General features: G+C 37.9%; 15 protein-coding genes and 1 pseudogene. 5 read left to right on the top strand and 11 right to left on the bottom strand.

Annotation, left to right across the window (positions count from 1 at the left end):
* Positions 1-142 precede the first annotated feature (142 nt).
* Positions 143-721, bottom strand: coding sequence for a protein-S-isoprenylcysteine O-methyltransferase (locus AC5WOE_RS16710; protein ID WP_496053094.1), 579 nt, complete (start codon positions 719-721; stop codon positions 143-145).
* A 112-nt stretch (positions 722-833) separates the two neighbouring features.
* On the opposite strand from AC5WOE_RS16710, the gene AC5WOE_RS16705 reads away from it, so the two are divergent.
* On the top strand, positions 834-1,109 hold the full coding sequence (locus AC5WOE_RS16705) for a peptidoglycan recognition protein family protein (protein ID WP_496050969.1): 276 nt from the start codon (positions 834-836) through the stop codon (positions 1,107-1,109).
* A gap of 244 nt (positions 1,110-1,353) precedes the next feature.
* The gene (locus AC5WOE_RS16700) at positions 1,354-1,809 is read left to right on the top strand and encodes a peptidoglycan recognition protein family protein (protein WP_496050970.1); all 456 of its coding nucleotides are present in this window, start codon (positions 1,354-1,356) and stop codon (positions 1,807-1,809) included.
* A 54-nt stretch (positions 1,810-1,863) separates the two neighbouring features.
* On the opposite strand, the gene hflX is transcribed toward AC5WOE_RS16700, so the two are convergent.
* Both hflX and AC5WOE_RS16690 read right to left on the bottom strand, forming a co-directional pair.
* Positions 1,864-3,135, bottom strand: a complete 1,272-nt coding sequence (gene hflX / locus AC5WOE_RS16695; protein ID WP_496050971.1) for a GTPase HflX — start codon at positions 3,133-3,135, stop codon at positions 1,864-1,866.
* A 471-nt stretch (positions 3,136-3,606) separates the two neighbouring features.
* Positions 3,607-4,989: an MFS transporter gene (locus tag AC5WOE_RS16690; RefSeq protein WP_496050972.1), complete on the bottom strand. Its 1,383-nt coding sequence runs from the start codon at positions 4,987-4,989 to the stop codon at positions 3,607-3,609.
* 331 nt (positions 4,990-5,320) lie between these two features.
* Between AC5WOE_RS16690 and AC5WOE_RS16685 the strand changes: the two genes are divergently transcribed.
* Complete coding sequence (locus AC5WOE_RS16685) at positions 5,321-5,740, top strand: MarR family winged helix-turn-helix transcriptional regulator (protein ID WP_496050973.1); 420 nt, start codon at positions 5,321-5,323, stop codon at positions 5,738-5,740.
* Between the two features lie 208 nt (positions 5,741-5,948).
* Here the strand turns inward: AC5WOE_RS16685 and hemQ are convergent, their stop codons facing one another.
* Together hemQ and AC5WOE_RS16675 are read right to left on the bottom strand one after the other, a co-directional pair.
* Positions 5,949-6,695, bottom strand: coding sequence for a hydrogen peroxide-dependent heme synthase (gene hemQ / locus AC5WOE_RS16680; RefSeq protein WP_496053093.1), 747 nt, complete (start codon positions 6,693-6,695; stop codon positions 5,949-5,951).
* 124 nt (positions 6,696-6,819) lie between these two features.
* Positions 6,820-7,827, bottom strand: a complete 1,008-nt coding sequence (locus tag AC5WOE_RS16675; protein ID WP_496053092.1) for an LLM class flavin-dependent oxidoreductase — start codon at positions 7,825-7,827, stop codon at positions 6,820-6,822.
* 175 nt (positions 7,828-8,002) lie between these two features.
* Between AC5WOE_RS16675 and AC5WOE_RS16670 the strand changes: the two genes are divergently transcribed.
* Positions 8,003-8,323 carry an ArsR/SmtB family transcription factor gene (locus AC5WOE_RS16670; RefSeq protein ID WP_496053091.1) on the top strand — a complete coding sequence of 107 codons (321 nt, stop codon included), beginning with the start codon at positions 8,003-8,005 and terminating at the stop codon, positions 8,321-8,323.
* A 323-nt stretch (positions 8,324-8,646) separates the two neighbouring features.
* Here AC5WOE_RS16670 and AC5WOE_RS16665 read toward each other — a convergent pair whose 3' ends face one another.
* The 5 genes from AC5WOE_RS16665 to AC5WOE_RS16645 all read right to left on the bottom strand — a co-directional run bounded on the left by AC5WOE_RS16665 (position 8,647) and on the right by AC5WOE_RS16645 (position 13,389).
* Entirely contained in the window at positions 8,647-9,531 is an 885-nt protein-coding gene (locus AC5WOE_RS16665) for an SDR family NAD(P)-dependent oxidoreductase (protein ID WP_496053090.1), read from the bottom strand.
* Between the two features lie 437 nt (positions 9,532-9,968).
* Positions 9,969-11,348, bottom strand: a complete 1,380-nt coding sequence (locus tag AC5WOE_RS16660) for an MFS transporter (RefSeq protein WP_496053089.1) — start codon at positions 11,346-11,348, stop codon at positions 9,969-9,971.
* A gap of 225 nt (positions 11,349-11,573) precedes the next feature.
* The gene (locus AC5WOE_RS16655; RefSeq protein WP_496053088.1) at positions 11,574-12,059 is read right to left on the bottom strand and encodes a MarR family winged helix-turn-helix transcriptional regulator; all 486 of its coding nucleotides are present in this window, start codon (positions 12,057-12,059) and stop codon (positions 11,574-11,576) included.
* Positions 12,060-12,068: 9 nt separating this feature from the next.
* On the bottom strand, positions 12,069-13,157 hold the full coding sequence (locus AC5WOE_RS16650; protein WP_496053087.1) for an alkene reductase: 1,089 nt from the start codon (positions 13,155-13,157) through the stop codon (positions 12,069-12,071).
* A 64-nt stretch (positions 13,158-13,221) separates the two neighbouring features.
* Complete coding sequence (locus tag AC5WOE_RS16645; RefSeq protein ID WP_496050981.1) at positions 13,222-13,389, bottom strand: hypothetical protein; 168 nt, start codon at positions 13,387-13,389, stop codon at positions 13,222-13,224.
* A gap of 428 nt (positions 13,390-13,817) precedes the next feature.
* Between AC5WOE_RS16645 and AC5WOE_RS16640 the strand changes: the two are divergent.
* Positions 13,818-14,078: pseudogene (locus AC5WOE_RS16640) on the top strand (DUF4158 domain-containing protein); the annotation flags it as partial.
* A gap of 139 nt (positions 14,079-14,217) precedes the next feature.
* Here AC5WOE_RS16640 and AC5WOE_RS16635 read toward each other — a convergent pair.
* A complete protein-coding gene (locus AC5WOE_RS16635; protein WP_496053086.1) occupies positions 14,218-15,183 on the bottom strand; it encodes a M20/M25/M40 family metallo-hydrolase in 966 nt (321 codons plus the stop codon).
* Between the last annotated feature and the right edge of the window lie 173 nt (positions 15,184-15,356).

Here is a 15,356-nt window from a genome sequence, read left to right as displayed (position 1 = left end):
ACTTACACTTAGTAAATGGTTGTTTTAATGACGATGGATTAAGCGAGGTATGAGATCATTCTCTACCTCTTTTTTGTACATATGGCTGCAAAATACAACAAGGGAAAGGAGGATATTAGAAAAAATTTTTTTCTTCGCTTTTTTATTTATTAAACAATCGAGGAATGATTCTACCTGTTCGTTTCATATACGATTTATATTCGTCTCCAAATCTATCTACCATCATTTGTTCTTCTTTTTTTACTCGAAAGAGATATAACAGTAAGAATGAAACAAAAGGAGAGAGACCTACAACCCAATTTGCTAACATCCAGAATTGTGCTATTCCCCAAAGGAGTGAAGATGCATACATGGGGTGTCGAATATAACGATATACGCCTGTTTGAATCAATTGGTGGCCGGAACGAATCTCTAAAGTGGGGGACCAGTTAAGTCCCAAGTCTTTATGAGATTTCCAAAACAACCAGAGAGCAGCAATCGATAGAAGTAATCCACACAATCTCCCCCACATGGGAAACGCAAAATCTTTAGAGTGAAACAAAGCAGTGATGGAATAGAGAAATGGAATTACCAAGACGCCGATGATCATGACCGTCACTATAAGCACTTCTAATGGCGTTTTTCGTTTATCGATAATATCGTTTTTACTTATTTGTTTATTAAATGGTGTGCGGATAATCATCATAGCTATTAAACCTAAGATGTAAATGTAAGTAAACATTATTTTATCTCCTCCAGAAATTGAAAATTAATGAAAAAAGATAGAAGTCAGTGATAGCCGTTCCCTTCCTGAATCATTAAATCTATCATAATAGAGAAAGGAGTTGAGGAGAATGGAGATAAAACAAAAATTTATACCAAAGAGCAATACACAAACAAGACCTGGTATTCCGATGAATCCTAAATGGATTACTATACATGAAACAGATAATACGGATAAGGGCGCAGATGCGGATGCCCATGCGCGATTACAAGTCTCAGGGAATAATAGAACTGCTAGCTGGCATTACTCCGTTGATGACCATGAAATTTGGCAGTCTATACCTGATAACGAAGTAGCTTGGCATGCGGGTAAATATTTGCCCCTCTGTATAGTAATATGCAGATGATAACCCCTTTAATTGCTGGAACACCCTTTCAAGGGCAATCAGCAGCCAATACCTATTTCGGTTCTCTTTTAATAACCGATAGGTAAGGTTCAACGACTATCCCGAAAGGGAGTACACTATAAGCTTATGATAGTGGAAACAGGGGGCATCCTGTTAGGGATGATGATATAGTCTCATCTTATAGGTAACTATAAGCAGTTTCGATAAGGAACGGGTGTGACGTTGCGAATCACACTGAAGGCAAATGGATGGTTCAAATGGAACAGGGAACAGAAAAAGTTTAGCGATAGAAATATGCGTGAACCAAGATGGGGATTTTTCAAAAGCAAAAAAAAATGCTGTTTGGCTTACCAAATATCTGATGAATAAACATAATATTCCGATTAATAATGTAGTTCAACACTATCATTGGAGCAAAAAAAATTGTCCACGTAAATTGAGAGTAAGTGGCTGGGATGCGTTTATCTCTCAAATTAAATCGGAAAATGGTGATGATATGGTAGACAATATGTATGATCTTTCTTATTTTAAAGATTACCAACTCATTGGTATTCGCAGCAGCAAACATCCGAGTGAAATCAATGAAAAAGTAACTTGGGCAATGGAAGCCAATGCAAACTGTGTACTTTTGTTAAAACGAGGGTTTGATCTTCGTGCATTGCAAAAAATGTTAAATGATATGTATCCTCCAACCACATAGTGAAATACCCGATATTCGGTCTGAAAGGCTATCCTCTTGGATAGCCTTTGTGAGTTACATATGACTTTCTTGAATTACATATGAACGATACTTTTCCACATCAGCCTGCCTACACTCCGCAATAACTTTTGCACCATTCTCCTCATACTCGGTCGATAAAATAGTTGCTTTGCTTTTTAAATGCGCAAGGAGATGATTTTGCGAATAAGGAATGAGCATTTCGTATTGCTGATAGTCTTTATAGATTTCAGTACGGATCATTTGCAGTAAATCTGTTATTCCAATTCTCTTTTGTGCAGACAAAGTTACTGCGCTTTGTTCTACCAGTGGAATGCTGAAGTTGATTAAGTCTGCTTTATTATAAACATAAATAACAGGGATATTTTCCACACCTATTTCTTTTAATACTTGATTGGTGACATCCATCATCTGCTTATAATTTGGGCTGGAAAAATCGACGACATGTAGTAATAAATCTGCTTCTTTTACTTCTTCTAGTGTAGATCGGAAAGCCTTGACCAGATGGTGTGGAAGTTTATTTACAAAACCGACTGTGTCAGTTAGCAAAAAGGATTTTTGATCCGGAAGTTCAACCTTTCTTATCGTGGTTTCCAAAGTAGCAAACAACATATCTTTTTCCAATACTTGTTTTGCAGGAATGTGTTGAGATTGCTCTACGATAGCATTCATGATCGTTGATTTTCCTGCATTGGTGTATCCAACGAGTGAAACGATGGGAATACCGCTTTTTTTTCGCTGTTTCCGCTGTGTTTGTCGGCTAGAAACGAGCAACTTTAATTCCTTATTTAAACGATCAATTTGTTCTTCAATTTTTCGTCTATCTAGTTCTAGCTTTTTCTCTCCTATTCCTTTATTACGAGTTCCGACACCACCACTTTGTCTGCCAAGTGATTTTCTTAGCCCTACTAAACGTGGAAGCATGTATTGCAACTGTGCAACATCGACCTGTAGTTGAGCTTCTTTTGTTTTTGCTCGTTGAGCAAAAATATCCAAGATCAAAATGGTACGATCGATGACTTTACAATCCAAATCTGCTTCTAAGTTACGAATTTGAGTAGGAGAGAGTTCATCGTTAAAGATGACAAGATTTGCTTCTTTTTCCTCGATCTGTCGTAAAACTTCTTTTACTTTTCCTTTGCCAATATAATGAGATGCTTGGATGTGATCGAGTTTTTGCACTACTTCTCCGACAACTTCCACATCACATGCCGCAGCTAAATCTGCAAGCTCTATAAAAGTCGTTTCGAAATCATCCTGATGTTGTAGTTTCACTCCGACAATGATTGCTTTTTGTAATGGTTCCAATTAGCTTACCTCACTTTATTCTTCATTTGTTTTTTATGGATAGAAGTTCTATCCTTGCTAATGGATGTGTCGCAAAGCAATCAATTTTAGGGTTGCCTATCCTTGTTGATAAAAAGAAATCTGCGTTGATGAACTTGAGTTTTTTTATCTATTTGATAAAAAAGCGCAGCAAAAAGAGGGTAGATTTGTCTTATCATACCCTCTTTTTGTATGCAAATTCTGGTTTCCCATCGAAAAAGGTAGACGAATCCCACTAACTCTGTGCCTGCAGAGTTTTTGATCACTATTCAGTTAGCGACACAAGTGATGAGACGCAATTTTACCCATACCAATGGAAACCCCTCCGCTCTAAATTTAAGTGAGTTAACTATAGCACAATTTTAATTCGTATACAATATTGAAATTTTCCTTTTTCTCCAACAAAGGTGCTGTCATCATAGAAAAACCGACCTTTAATGGTCGGTTTCAGGGTTAGGCGGATTCTTCGGTTAGGTTTTCTTGTTTTCCAAATGTAAAGAAATACAGGAGGGCGCTAGCTAAGACGATTAAAGTAAAGATTAACATGAGATTGCTGAACAAATACGCATTAGGATTGGATACTAGTGGGTGTATGGCTACTTTTAGAATAGGTAATTCCATTGCCTTGGATACAAGTGCAGTTCCAATAGCTCCAGAAACGAAAGTAATCAAATTATAAAAACCCATACCTACTCCGATTTGTTTGTTTGGCAATATATTCGTCACACTTTCGATCAAAGCTGTCTGTAGGAAAGAAAAGCCCACATACTGAACAACTAGAACAATACCGAAATACCATACCCATGCTCCTACTACGGAAGATTGTAAAAAGAGACTGAGGGTAATAAGTCCTAATCCAAGATAAACAACAAAGTGGCTTCCTTTTTTTACTGTTAAGTTCCCAGCCACGGTTCCGAATATAACAGCACTAAAAGCTCCTGGGAACATAATAAGACCAATAGATTGTGTTTTGAGTTGATAAAGGTCATGTAGCATGAGTGGGAGAACAAACATTACAGCCATCACGGTACTAAAAATGAGAAATCCAATGATCAATCCATTACGATAAAGCCGATTGGAAAAAAGTTCAGGTTCCACAAAGGGGTTGGCTGTACGACGTATATGGATGATAAACCAGATCAAAGCAACTACAAACACAGGGAGATAAAACCAGTCAGCTTCGGTCAAGTAGAGAATAAGAGAAGACACTGTTATCCCCATGAGTAGTGTACCAAAAATGTCCAATGTTCCTCCATCGCCTGCTTCATCTGGCAGTATCCGATGGATAAAGGGTAGAGACACTAATGAAAATACCGGAATTACAAACAGATAGGACCAATGGTACGTTCCAGATACATAACCTCCTAAAACAGGTCCTATACCAATAGCAAAGGATACAGTAGAGGTAATTATTCCAAACAGTTTACCTCGTTGTTCTTTTGTAAAATATCTTGCGATAATGATCATGACCAATGCTGGAATAGCGGAAGCTCCAGCACCTTGAAGAGCTCGTGCAACGATAACGATCGGGTAGTTGGAATGAAATATAAAACCAACAACGGAACTCATACTATATAAGAGGATACCAAAAGAAATTAGCTTTTTAATGCTGAAGGTATCTGAGAGTTTTCCATAGATTACAGAACCCATTCCAAAAAAGATGATAAATATGGTGATGATCCAACTTACTTGGGAAGGATTAAGGTGAAACTGACTTGCGATATTTGGAGTGGAGACATTGAAAACTGTCTCATTTAGTACAGCAAAGAAGATAATATAAATGATCCAAGGAACCAAGCGTTGCATATTTGGTTCTTGGTGATTGTTCGAAGTCATCGATATCGTCCTTTCCATTTTTTCATTTATCAAGGTTATGTCGAATTTTGTATTTTCATTCTTACGCAAATAGAAATGTATGCAATTTTTGAAACGTTTTATAGGCTGGAATCCATAAAAAAGTTTCTATTGCATGGTTCATGTAAATAGACTAAAACACAATAAAAATTCCTTTCTTTTCTCTAATTCGTTAGTATTTGTTTATAAAATTGAATAGAGGATAGTAGATTAACACAGATAAATTGTATATAATTCATACTGTGCTATGTTAGATAATAAATTATTGTTTACTAAATGTCAACTTATTTTAAATTGAAAGGGTTGTTTGATAATGACAGCAGAAATAGGGTGTGTTGCAGATAATTTTATTAGACTATTACCCCTGTTTTATGAAAAGTTTCACACTCGAAAACGGTCTGATTTGACATCGTTGCAAATTCATCTGTTAGAAAGTCTACTTCAATGTGAGTCCAATATTTCCATGACACAGTTATCCTTGAAAACGGAAATATGTAAGCAACAGTTGACTACTTTAATATGCAAATTGGAAGAGAAGAAATATGTCATAAAAGAACAAGATGCGAAAGATAGACGAATTGTAAACTTATCGATTACAGAAAAGGGAAAAGAAGTAGTAAGAGAACATTGGAAAGAAATCTGTGAGAAATTGCAGTCATTGGATAAAGAAGATCTAGAGGATTTGGAATACGCTGCTTCTAAGATGATTAAAATTGTCAATAAGATTAACTAGTTGACATTCCATAAACTCAAATGTTTCTTTGTGAAAGTGACATTTCAATATCATCGAAACTCATAACGGTCATTGCAAATACAAAAATACGAACCAGTAGAATGATTAAGTAGATCGTATGTTCCACTATATAAAATATTTGTTGCTCTTGCAACTCTTTTTTTCAACGAAAAAGGGGGATGATATGAGATCATCCCCCTTCTGATAATTAAATGGAAAGATATTTATTTAATTCTTCATCCATAAGTCGGCAACCTGTATAGAAAGAGCCGAAGTCTCCAAAACGAGCACTCACTTCATCAAAACGCATTTCTTGAACGATTTTCTTAAATTGAAGGGGATCTTCTGCGAATAATGTAACGCCCCATTCCCAGTCATCTAGCCCAGTGGAACCAGTAATGATTTGTTTTACTTTTCCAGCATAAGAACGGCCAATTAGCCCGTGGCTCTTCATCATACTGCGTCTGTCTTCCATCGAAAGCATATACCAGTTATCCTCACCATCACGGCGTTTGTCCATCGGATAAAAACTTATATATTTACTTTTTGGTAAGATTGGTTTTAAACGGGCTTGGATATGGGGGTCTGTATCTGGGTCTGTACCAGGCCGCATTTGATATCCACTTAATTCAACGACAGAGGTATAAGAGTAAGCAGGAAGAAGAAATCCTGCAAAGTCAGTTTTATCAAATTGATTTTTAACTTCGTTAAGTTCTTCCAATGTAGGGCGTAGATGTACAAAGAGTAAGTCCGCTTTTTGACCAAGGATGGAAAATAGTCCAAAACTACCTTGTTGGTTATCTTCTATTGCACGATAAGAATGAGTTAAGTCAAGTAATTGTTGTATTATTCTTTCTCTTGTTTGAAGGTCAGTCGATTTCCAACTTGTCCAATCCATAACGCGAAAATCGTGGCTTACATACCAACCTTCAAAGGTAGTAACCATTTCACCCATGTATTCCACTTCCTATTTGCTATTTTTAAAACCATCTTTACCATCTTATCAACTCGATAGTCGAATGGAGTAAAAAATGCGCACAGATATGTGTACTTTTTATGAAATCTAACACTTTTTCTATTTAATGTTTTAGCTTAAAGGTATCAGCTAGTAGTCGATAAGAATTTATTTTTTGCGTTTGATCATTCAGAAATGATACGATCATGACTTCTTCTGTCTGATAAATATTGCATAGATTTTCGATTTGTTTCTTTACAGTAGAAGGACTGCCAACAACCATTCGTTTTCGGTTTATTGCAATTCGATATCGATCATGATCCGTATAAGGATAGGAAATTGCTTCTTCTATAGTAGGGAGACCTTGTGATGATGCTCCTTTTTCTAATAACAATAAAGCTAGGTCACCGCTCACTGCCAGTTCTTCTGCCAATTCATCTGTTTCTGCACAAAAAACAATTATGGCAAGTAATGTTTGAGGTTTTTCATTTACAATACTAGGTTGAAAATGCTCGCGATAATAGTGAACAACATCTGCTCCGCCTTCCCCATTTATAAACTGGGCAAATGCGTAACCTGTTCCCCTTTGTGCTGCTAGAAGTGCGCTTCCCCCGCTTGATCCTAACAGCCACATTTCTGGTGCAGTTTCGATTTTTGGGGTAGCAAAAAGGGAAGGGAATCGAAAATCTTTATCGGCTGAATCGTGCAAATAAGTAATTAAGTCGTCTAATTGCTCCGGATACTTATCTGTATATGTATTTTTATATTCTTGCAAAGCTCTGGTTGCTAGATGTGTTCCACCCGGAGCTCTTCCAAGTCCTAAATCAATACGATTGGGAAATAATCCTTCCAGCACTCGAAAATTCTCTGCCACTTTATAAGCGCTATAATGAGGAAGCATCACACCTCCTGAACCGATTCGAATCTTATCGGTAACAGTAGCCAAATGACTCATCAGAACTTCTGGACTTGAACCAGCCAAATTTTTAGCAAAATGGTGTTCTGATACCCAAAAACGTGTATATCCCAATTTATCCGTTTCAGATGCTAATCGTACTGTATTTTGTAGTGCATCCGCGGCTGTTGAACCAGCCGAAATTAAGGATTGATCTAACACACTAAGTTTTATCAACCTGCTCACCTCTTGTATCTAGTATTTATTTATTGGAGTAAAATATAAAAAATAATGGTCAACAAAAAGACAAAATATATTGCAGGTATTTCTATCGGTTATATGTTATTTTATTTCTTCTAAATATACAATGGTATTCCTTGACTGGAATATTCCTAATTGGTAATATTTGAATATGAAAGAGACATTTCAAGCATTAGCTGAACCAAATAGATTTAAAATTGTAGAATTGTTAAAGAATGGGCCACTTACGGTTGGTGAAATTGCAGATCAATTGCATCTACGGCAACCACAAGTATCGAAGCATTTAAAAGTTTTGAGTGAAGCTGGTCTTGTTCAAGTGCAACCAGAAGCAAATCGACGTATCTATAAACTTCGTGCTGAGCCATTTCAAGAATTTCAAAATTGGTTGTATTCTTACCAGTTGATTTGGGAGGAGAGATTGGATTCTTTAGACGATTATTTGCAAAAACTGCAAAATCAAGAGAAGAAGTAGGATATGGGAGGAGGGAAGATGAAAGTAACGCAGTAGGAGTAGAGGGAGAGAAGGCCGATTTTGGTATTTTCAATCCATTAAATGAAAAAAATGACTTAAATTGCAACATGCAACTTAAGTCATTTCGTGTTTATACGGGAAACTTAGGGATCACACGTTCATATTCGTACTGAGTATTGATTAAGGCTAACTTAGACGATTGCCTGCTTGCATGTCTTCCGGAATAAGGCTGGATGAAGGCATCATCAATTCCTCGCTTTGAGTATCTTCCCTATAAAGTGTTACTTTTCATCCCCACTTCTGTTCCCAAAGAATTATTGTTTTCAATCCATTTTTGTTCGAAAAATCAAGTCTTCCGAGGCTGTAATAAACTCACTCACATAATCATCTGTCATATTCGCAGAGGGGTGGATAGCAAGACCTTTTCGGTTAAACATCGCGCCGCTATGATGCTCAATATTTGGAGATACAAAGAGCGGAACGATACGCTTGGCATACTTCTCGGGACTTTGCGACATGAGACCAATCAGCGACTCTAAGAAACGGAACTTAAGGCTATTCTCACCAAGCATATTGCTACGAATATTAGTTTTCATCAGTCCTGGATTGAGACCAAAGAAGTTGACATGTGGATAGCGTTTGGCTGAATCAAGCACGAGTGCTTCGTTACCAACTACCGTATTCATGTGTGCAGACATGGTGCTGTATGCGTGCTCGGAATTAAGATCATCTATCTTGGCGGACTGGTTGGTACCAGGAAAGCCCATGATAAATACCCTTGGCTTTCCATTCGTGTTAGAACGAACTTTGCCGAGTCTTGGGGCAACTTCCCTTAGTAGCACTAACCTATTCAGATAACTTACCGCCATATCTCGCTCCAAACCTTCACTGGTTTCTTGGCGCTTCGGTGCGGCAAAGATGCCTGTTGTTATGACAAGCAGATCCAGATCTTCTGCAGGTAACAACTTCACGACACGCCGTACTTCTGTCATAAGGCTCAGATCAGCTTTGATAGACGATATGCCTGATATTCCCGCATCACGGAATGTCTGACCTACGACAGTAACATTCGCTCCACGTGAGGCCATCATACGACTAAGAGCTCGGCCTATGCCGCCGGTTCCACCAACAAACACAACGTTCATTCCCGTGAGGTCAATCTGCTTTGCGATATTTGCATCCCACTTTATGTTTGTATTTCGTTTCATAAGATAAATCCTCCCTGATCCGCTTTTATTTTGTTCGAATTTAAAGACTCAAGCTCAAACATGAAATTGATTTTTTTTAGATATAATTTTTAAATTTATAAATTATTCCAAAATCTATATTTGGAAATAATGTTGATCGAGCTTTCACATCCGCCAAATCCTCCAATCTTTCGAGGAAGATCTTCGTCACCCCACATCCAAATCGTGGGGATTGTATCCTGAAAATCAAATTGTTATCGTTTTCTTCCACTGAATGGCCCAACCAATGTCATTGAAGCATCAAGTTTTACAAGGAACAGAACAAGAGAAACATCTTTCCATACATGAATCAAGGATCTCTCAGAGGAAGAGTAAGTTACTGCATCTCCCTTATTTATTACAATATCATTGGATTCTCCCCTTTGATTTTGTAAAAATGGTAGCAAAGTGATAATTTTTCAACTTCCTGGTTGGATGTTTGTGCTTTTGCCTCTACTGAATTGGAAATAGTAAACTCCTAGAATTACAATATGCGAAACAGCAAGAACAGCATAGATATTGCTATAAATAAAGCCAGCTGAGGGGATGTTTATTGGATTCCAGTGGACATGAGAGCCAAGATCCACTACTTTGGTGTAAATCCCGGTAGCGACTGATTGCGAAATAAAATTCAACATCTGCAGCATTCCCATCCCCACTCCAGCCTGATTCTTTGGTAATGTCTGGGAGACTGAATTGTTCATCGCGATTTGCATAAAGGATTGTCCTACATTACCAAGAATCAGAAATATAGCAATGAAGAAAGGGGAACTTCCTGTAAAGGTAGAGAGTAAAACAAAGCAGGTGAATAACAATCCCGATGAAAGAAAGAATAGAAACGAATTTCCTTTTCGATCTGCCAGTTTGCCACCTTTTCTGCCAAAAATAGCGGACGCTGTTGCTGCAGGAACCATTGCAAATCCAATCCATGAAGCTGGGAGTCGTTGCACATGGGAGAGTAGCAAAGGACTTAGCAAATAAAGAGAATTACCAATCCCATTTATAAGAAAAACAATGGTTAAACCAAGTGTATACCTTTTGTTTAGAAAGAGTTCCGGCTTCACAAACGGTTCATCAGTGAAGCGAATTCGAATGATAAATAAACCGAGAGCAAGCAAACCGATGAGGATAAACCAGATCGTTCCATTTGTAATACCAAGTAAAAACAATGCGACTGTAGCCGCTAGCAAACTTCCACCAATCCAGTCAAATTTTCCAGAGGGCTCTTGTTGCTCATCTTCTAAATATTTACGGTAAAAAGGTAACGTGATCAAGATGAGAAGTGGTACAGCAAATAACCAACGCCAGTTAGCTATACTGACAATGAATGCAGAAATAACAGGGCCGAGAGCGCTACCAAGAGCCAAACCCACAGCAGTCATTGCCAATGCTTTTCCTCTACGCTCCGGAGCGAAATAGCGCATAGGAATCAGTACAGCTGTTGCGGGAATAGCTGCTGCTCCAACGGCTTGAAGACACCTTCCGGTCAGTGCCATCCAAAATGTTTGGGAAAAAAGACCAAAAAGGGAACCAATCGTAAAAATGAGTAAGCCAAACGTCAACAAATTTTTAAGTTTATATCTATCCGTCAATTTCCCATACGTAACCGTTCCAATAGCGTAAATCAAACTATAAGCTGAAGAGAGCCAGCTTGCCTCGGCAATCGTTAGATGAAACTCTTTACTAATATCAGGAAGCACATAAATAAACATTAATACACTCATAGAGGAAAGGGTAACGGTGAACATTACGATGCGCATCAATGTTTCCCCTGTTTGTTCTGTTACTTTCGTTTCCATTTGCTGTTTACCCCTCCTTCGCATGAATATTTCCTTTTTATCTAATACCTTCCGATGCTAAATAAGAAGTGAATCCCTATCTATTTTTGAATAGGTAGGGATTCATTTAAACGAACCTTCTATTTCCTACAATCGTATTGATTTGCATTAATAACTTTTAAAACTTGTATATCCATCGTCAACATTCACAATTCTACCCATTAATGACATTTGCAGTTTCATGAATTACTCAGCAACGGAAGAGTGAATGGTAGACACTATTTTCCGTGCCAAATGGAGAAATAACGTTTTTTCTTGTTCGGTAAGTCCGTCAGTAGTAATCATTTCCAGTGTGTTCCAAGCACGCAAAACATCCTCTTTTAAATCACGACCAGCTTTGGTAAGAGAAACAATCGTAACTCGTTTATCTTCCTGTGACCGGCTTCGGGTGACAAGTCCCGAATTCTCTAGTCGTCGAACAGATTTCGCGACAGTGGAATGATTCAGGCACAATGCTTTTCCTAAGGCGTTCTGAGATTGATAGTCTTGCTGCCATAACTGTATCAATATAAATTCTTGTTTTGGAAACAATCCTATTTCCCGAAGTAGATTAGACGCTAGGGTGTGGTGAGCACGTGTAAGAGCAAGGATAGCAAAGCCTACCGGAAATTCAGGGAAATCAATAATCCCCTGAATTTCCGGTATATCCTTACTATTTTTGTCTCTATCCATACATAACACTCAACGTTTCAGCATTTGTAGTTCAGCCAGTGTCGGATAGTCGGTATAACCTTTGCTTCCCCCACCAAAGAAAGTCGTCCGATCAGGTTCGTTTAACGGAGCACCTTGTTGGAGTCGATCAACAAAATCTGGATTTGCCAATGCCCATGCACCAATAGGAGCGACGTCCGCAATGCCAGCTTCGATATCGACATCAATATCCTCAAGAGGTCTTCCTGAACGGTTTACCAGCAACGCATTCGACCAAACCGAGAGGGCATGAATTTCTCGGAGAAATTTATCATTTCCAGCATGCATGACATGCAAATAGGCAAGATTCAGTTTCGCTAACTCTGGTATGAGATATCGATAAACGTCTAAACCATGTTCGCCTTCATCAATGCCCATAAAATCAAAGTTTCCTGGTGAGATACGGAAACCTGTACGATCTGCACCAATTTCATCTGCAACTGCTTTTGCTACTTCAATTGCAAAACGAGCACGATTTTCGATAGAACCACCATATTCATCGGTACGACTGTTTGCATTTTCCGCTATAAACTGATGAACCAAATACCCATTTGCACCATGTATTTCCACTCCGTCAGCTCCTGCTTCAATTGCACACGCAGCAGCATGAACAAAATCTTGAATGGTGGTTTGAATTTCTGCTTTTGTTAAGGCACGTGGTGTTGGAATATCTTGCATACCTTTTGTTGTAAACATTTGAACCCCAGGTGCAATAGCTGAAGGTGCTACCCCTTGACGATGGTGAGGGGTATTGTCAGGGTGAGACATTCTCCCTGCATGCATTAATTGAATGAAGAAATAACCACCTGCAGCATGTACTGCATCTGTTACCTTTTTCCACCCTTCCATATGGCTATTGGTGTAAATTCCAGGTGACCACAAATATCCTTGTCCATCGTCAGATGGTTGTGTTCCTTCGCTGATTAGCAAACCAAGCGATGCTCGTTGACTATAGTAAAGGGTACTAAGTTCACCCGGAGTCCCATCTTCCTGTGCTCTACTACGAGTCATTGGGGCCATTGCTAGTCGGTGTGGCAGATTTAATCTTCCTACTTTTACTGAACTCCACATTTTTTTCATAAATAACACTCCTTTAATATTAGTTGACGACCACATTTATTACATTTACTTTATCGGCAACGTACTATTCACTAATCATTCTTTCAATCCCCACGGCTTCGCCAGTTACAACTATTGGATACAATGCTGTTGCTTTTCCAATACCTGATGCCCCTCCAGTTACGATTGCCACTTTATCTTTAAGAGAAATCAATTCGCTAATACTTTTATTGGTTACATCACCGATTGCCATTCCAAATACCTCCTAATCCTTTTAAATATATAAGTTGGATTGATCGTTTCCAATTTTGTATATCCCTTTCTCGATGATATGTTGCCGGACACATATTTAATTTAACACCTTTCTATGTTGCCGGCAACAGGAAACTATATCCAAACCAATTATGTTTTATCCAGACTATGAAAGGTATCATCCCCCAAATTACCTACACAAATACAAAATGACTAGAAATCGCACATGTGTAGCCTCCAGTCATTTTGTATTTATTGTTGTTCCGAATTTTGTTTTGAAATTGGAACTTTCTGCATTTTTACTTTGGTCTTGCCTGAAAAATCAAAGTGCCTTATATTCAGATAGGTAGAAAAGTACCGACTCTAACCATACTAGGAAATTTAGAAAGGATTGCACCTTGGTTGAAATAACAATGGACAAAAGAAGAATTTATTGAACATTTTAATTTATTGCAGCCGGAGAGGCTATTGATTGCAGCCAAGAAATTCGAGACACAATTAGAATTTACAGTTTTATTTAAATACTTTCAGCACGAAGCTTGTTTTCCTGGTGGACCAGAAAATATTCCTTTTCCAGTAGTTGAGTTCTTGGCCAAGCATATATGTAAATTGCTTGAAGCATATTCTAAATTATCCATAACTGACGCTCAGTATGAATATGAACGTATCATCCCGAAGTTTCCTGTATAAACACGAAATAACTTGGGTTTGCTACTTGCAAAGCTTCAAGTCATTTAATCATTTAATGGATCAATGATACCAAAATCGGTCTTTGCTCCCTCTACCCCCAGTAAGAACCCCCATTTAAAAAAATGGAGGTTCTTATCATTTAGAATGCTTTATTTGCCTTTTCGATCAACTCTGTGAGAACAATAGTAAACCCTCTTAAATGTTCTTTTACTCTCCCAGGGAATTCTTTTTCCAAAAAGGTGAGGTTATCATTTTCTGTGTGCCAGATTTCACCATGTTTAACTGTTTGTGTATAACCGTCTAAATCACCGATTTCCCAGTTTGTTGCTTCAAAGTATGCATAAGGGATACCAGCAGCTTTAAAAGGAGCATGATCACTCCAATCACCAGTTGTTCCTGCTGGGTAGTCTGGATTTAAGCCTGGGTTAGTAGACATCGGAATTTTATGTTTTTTGGCAATCTCTAACGCTAAGTCTCTTAGCTTCCCTTGTTTCCCTTGATCACCATAAACATACATATTATCTCCAGCGATTAAGCTATCTAGGTTAATCATCGCTACTGTATTTTTTTTCTCGGCATCTGTCATTTGAGATACATAGTATTTGGAACCTTGTAAACCAGCTTCTTCTGATCCAAAGAAAATGATTTTTAGTGTGAAAGGGGTTTTCTTTTTGGAGAGAGCTTGGAGTGTCTCTAGCACAACACCGATACTGGATCCGTTATCATCTGCTCCTTTTCCAACAGAAACGGAGTCATAGTGAGCGCCGATAATAAGCTCTTTGTTCGATTTCCCTTTCTTTGTTGCAATAATATTTTGTGATTGATAGGTGGTGTTTTTACGGGTGTACGTAAAGTTTTGAGTGGTTGGGTTTAATCCTAAATTTTTTAGTTGAGCAGTAAGATATTCACTTGCTGTTTTTTCAGCAGTTGTTCCAGTTACTCTTGACCCAATCTGTTCAGATAAATACTTTACTTGGTTGTATGCTGTTTCTCCAACATCTTTTGGTTTAGCTGTTGCGATCGAAAATGGTGTAAGAATAAGAGAGAGTGCAATAACATTTGTAAATGCCCATTTTAATGGTTTCTTTTGTACAGATAACTCCAAAAAATAACCCCCTATGTACTTATTCTAATTTGGTATGAATCTATTTAATTTTAATTTATTATCGGATACTTTACTATAGTTTTTAGTCATGAAATATATTTATAGTGGGATTATTTTGTGAAGTATCTATACAATGAAGGGTTTGTATGTATGATTTGGAGGCTATCCATCAT

Source organism: Shimazuella sp. NTD248, assembly GCF_059510395.1.
This window is presented reverse-complemented; position numbering and strand designations above follow the sequence as displayed.

Coding starts and splice junctions, on each gene's coding strand:
- AC5WOE_RS16710 (WP_496053094.1), bottom strand. CDS start 721: ATGTTTACTTACATTTACATCTTAGGTTTAATAGCTATGATGATTATC.
- AC5WOE_RS16700 (WP_496050970.1), top strand. CDS start 1,354: ATGGATGGTTCAAATGGAACAGGGAACAGAAAAAGTTTAGCGATAGAA.
- AC5WOE_RS16650 (WP_496053087.1), bottom strand. CDS start 13,157: ATGAAAAAAATGTGGAGTTCAGTAAAAGTAGGAAGATTAAATCTGCCA.
- AC5WOE_RS16665 (WP_496053090.1), bottom strand. CDS start 9,531: ATGAAACGAAATACAAACATAAAGTGGGATGCAAATATCGCAAAGCAG.
- AC5WOE_RS16660 (WP_496053089.1), bottom strand. CDS start 11,348: ATGGAAACGAAAGTAACAGAACAAACAGGGGAAACATTGATGCGCATC.
- AC5WOE_RS16645 (WP_496050981.1), bottom strand. CDS start 13,389: ATGGCAATCGGTGATGTAACCAATAAAAGTATTAGCGAATTGATTTCT.
- AC5WOE_RS16690 (WP_496050972.1), bottom strand. CDS start 4,989: ATGACTTCGAACAATCACCAAGAACCAAATATGCAACGCTTGGTTCCT.
- AC5WOE_RS16685 (WP_496050973.1), top strand. CDS start 5,321: ATGACAGCAGAAATAGGGTGTGTTGCAGATAATTTTATTAGACTATTA.
- AC5WOE_RS16655 (WP_496053088.1), bottom strand. CDS start 12,059: ATGGATAGAGACAAAAATAGTAAGGATATACCGGAAATTCAGGGGATT.
- AC5WOE_RS16705 (WP_496050969.1), top strand. CDS start 834: ATGGAGATAAAACAAAAATTTATACCAAAGAGCAATACACAAACAAGA.
- AC5WOE_RS16670 (WP_496053091.1), top strand. CDS start 8,003: ATGAAAGAGACATTTCAAGCATTAGCTGAACCAAATAGATTTAAAATT.
- hemQ (WP_496053093.1), bottom strand. CDS start 6,695: ATGGGTGAAATGGTTACTACCTTTGAAGGTTGGTATGTAAGCCACGAT.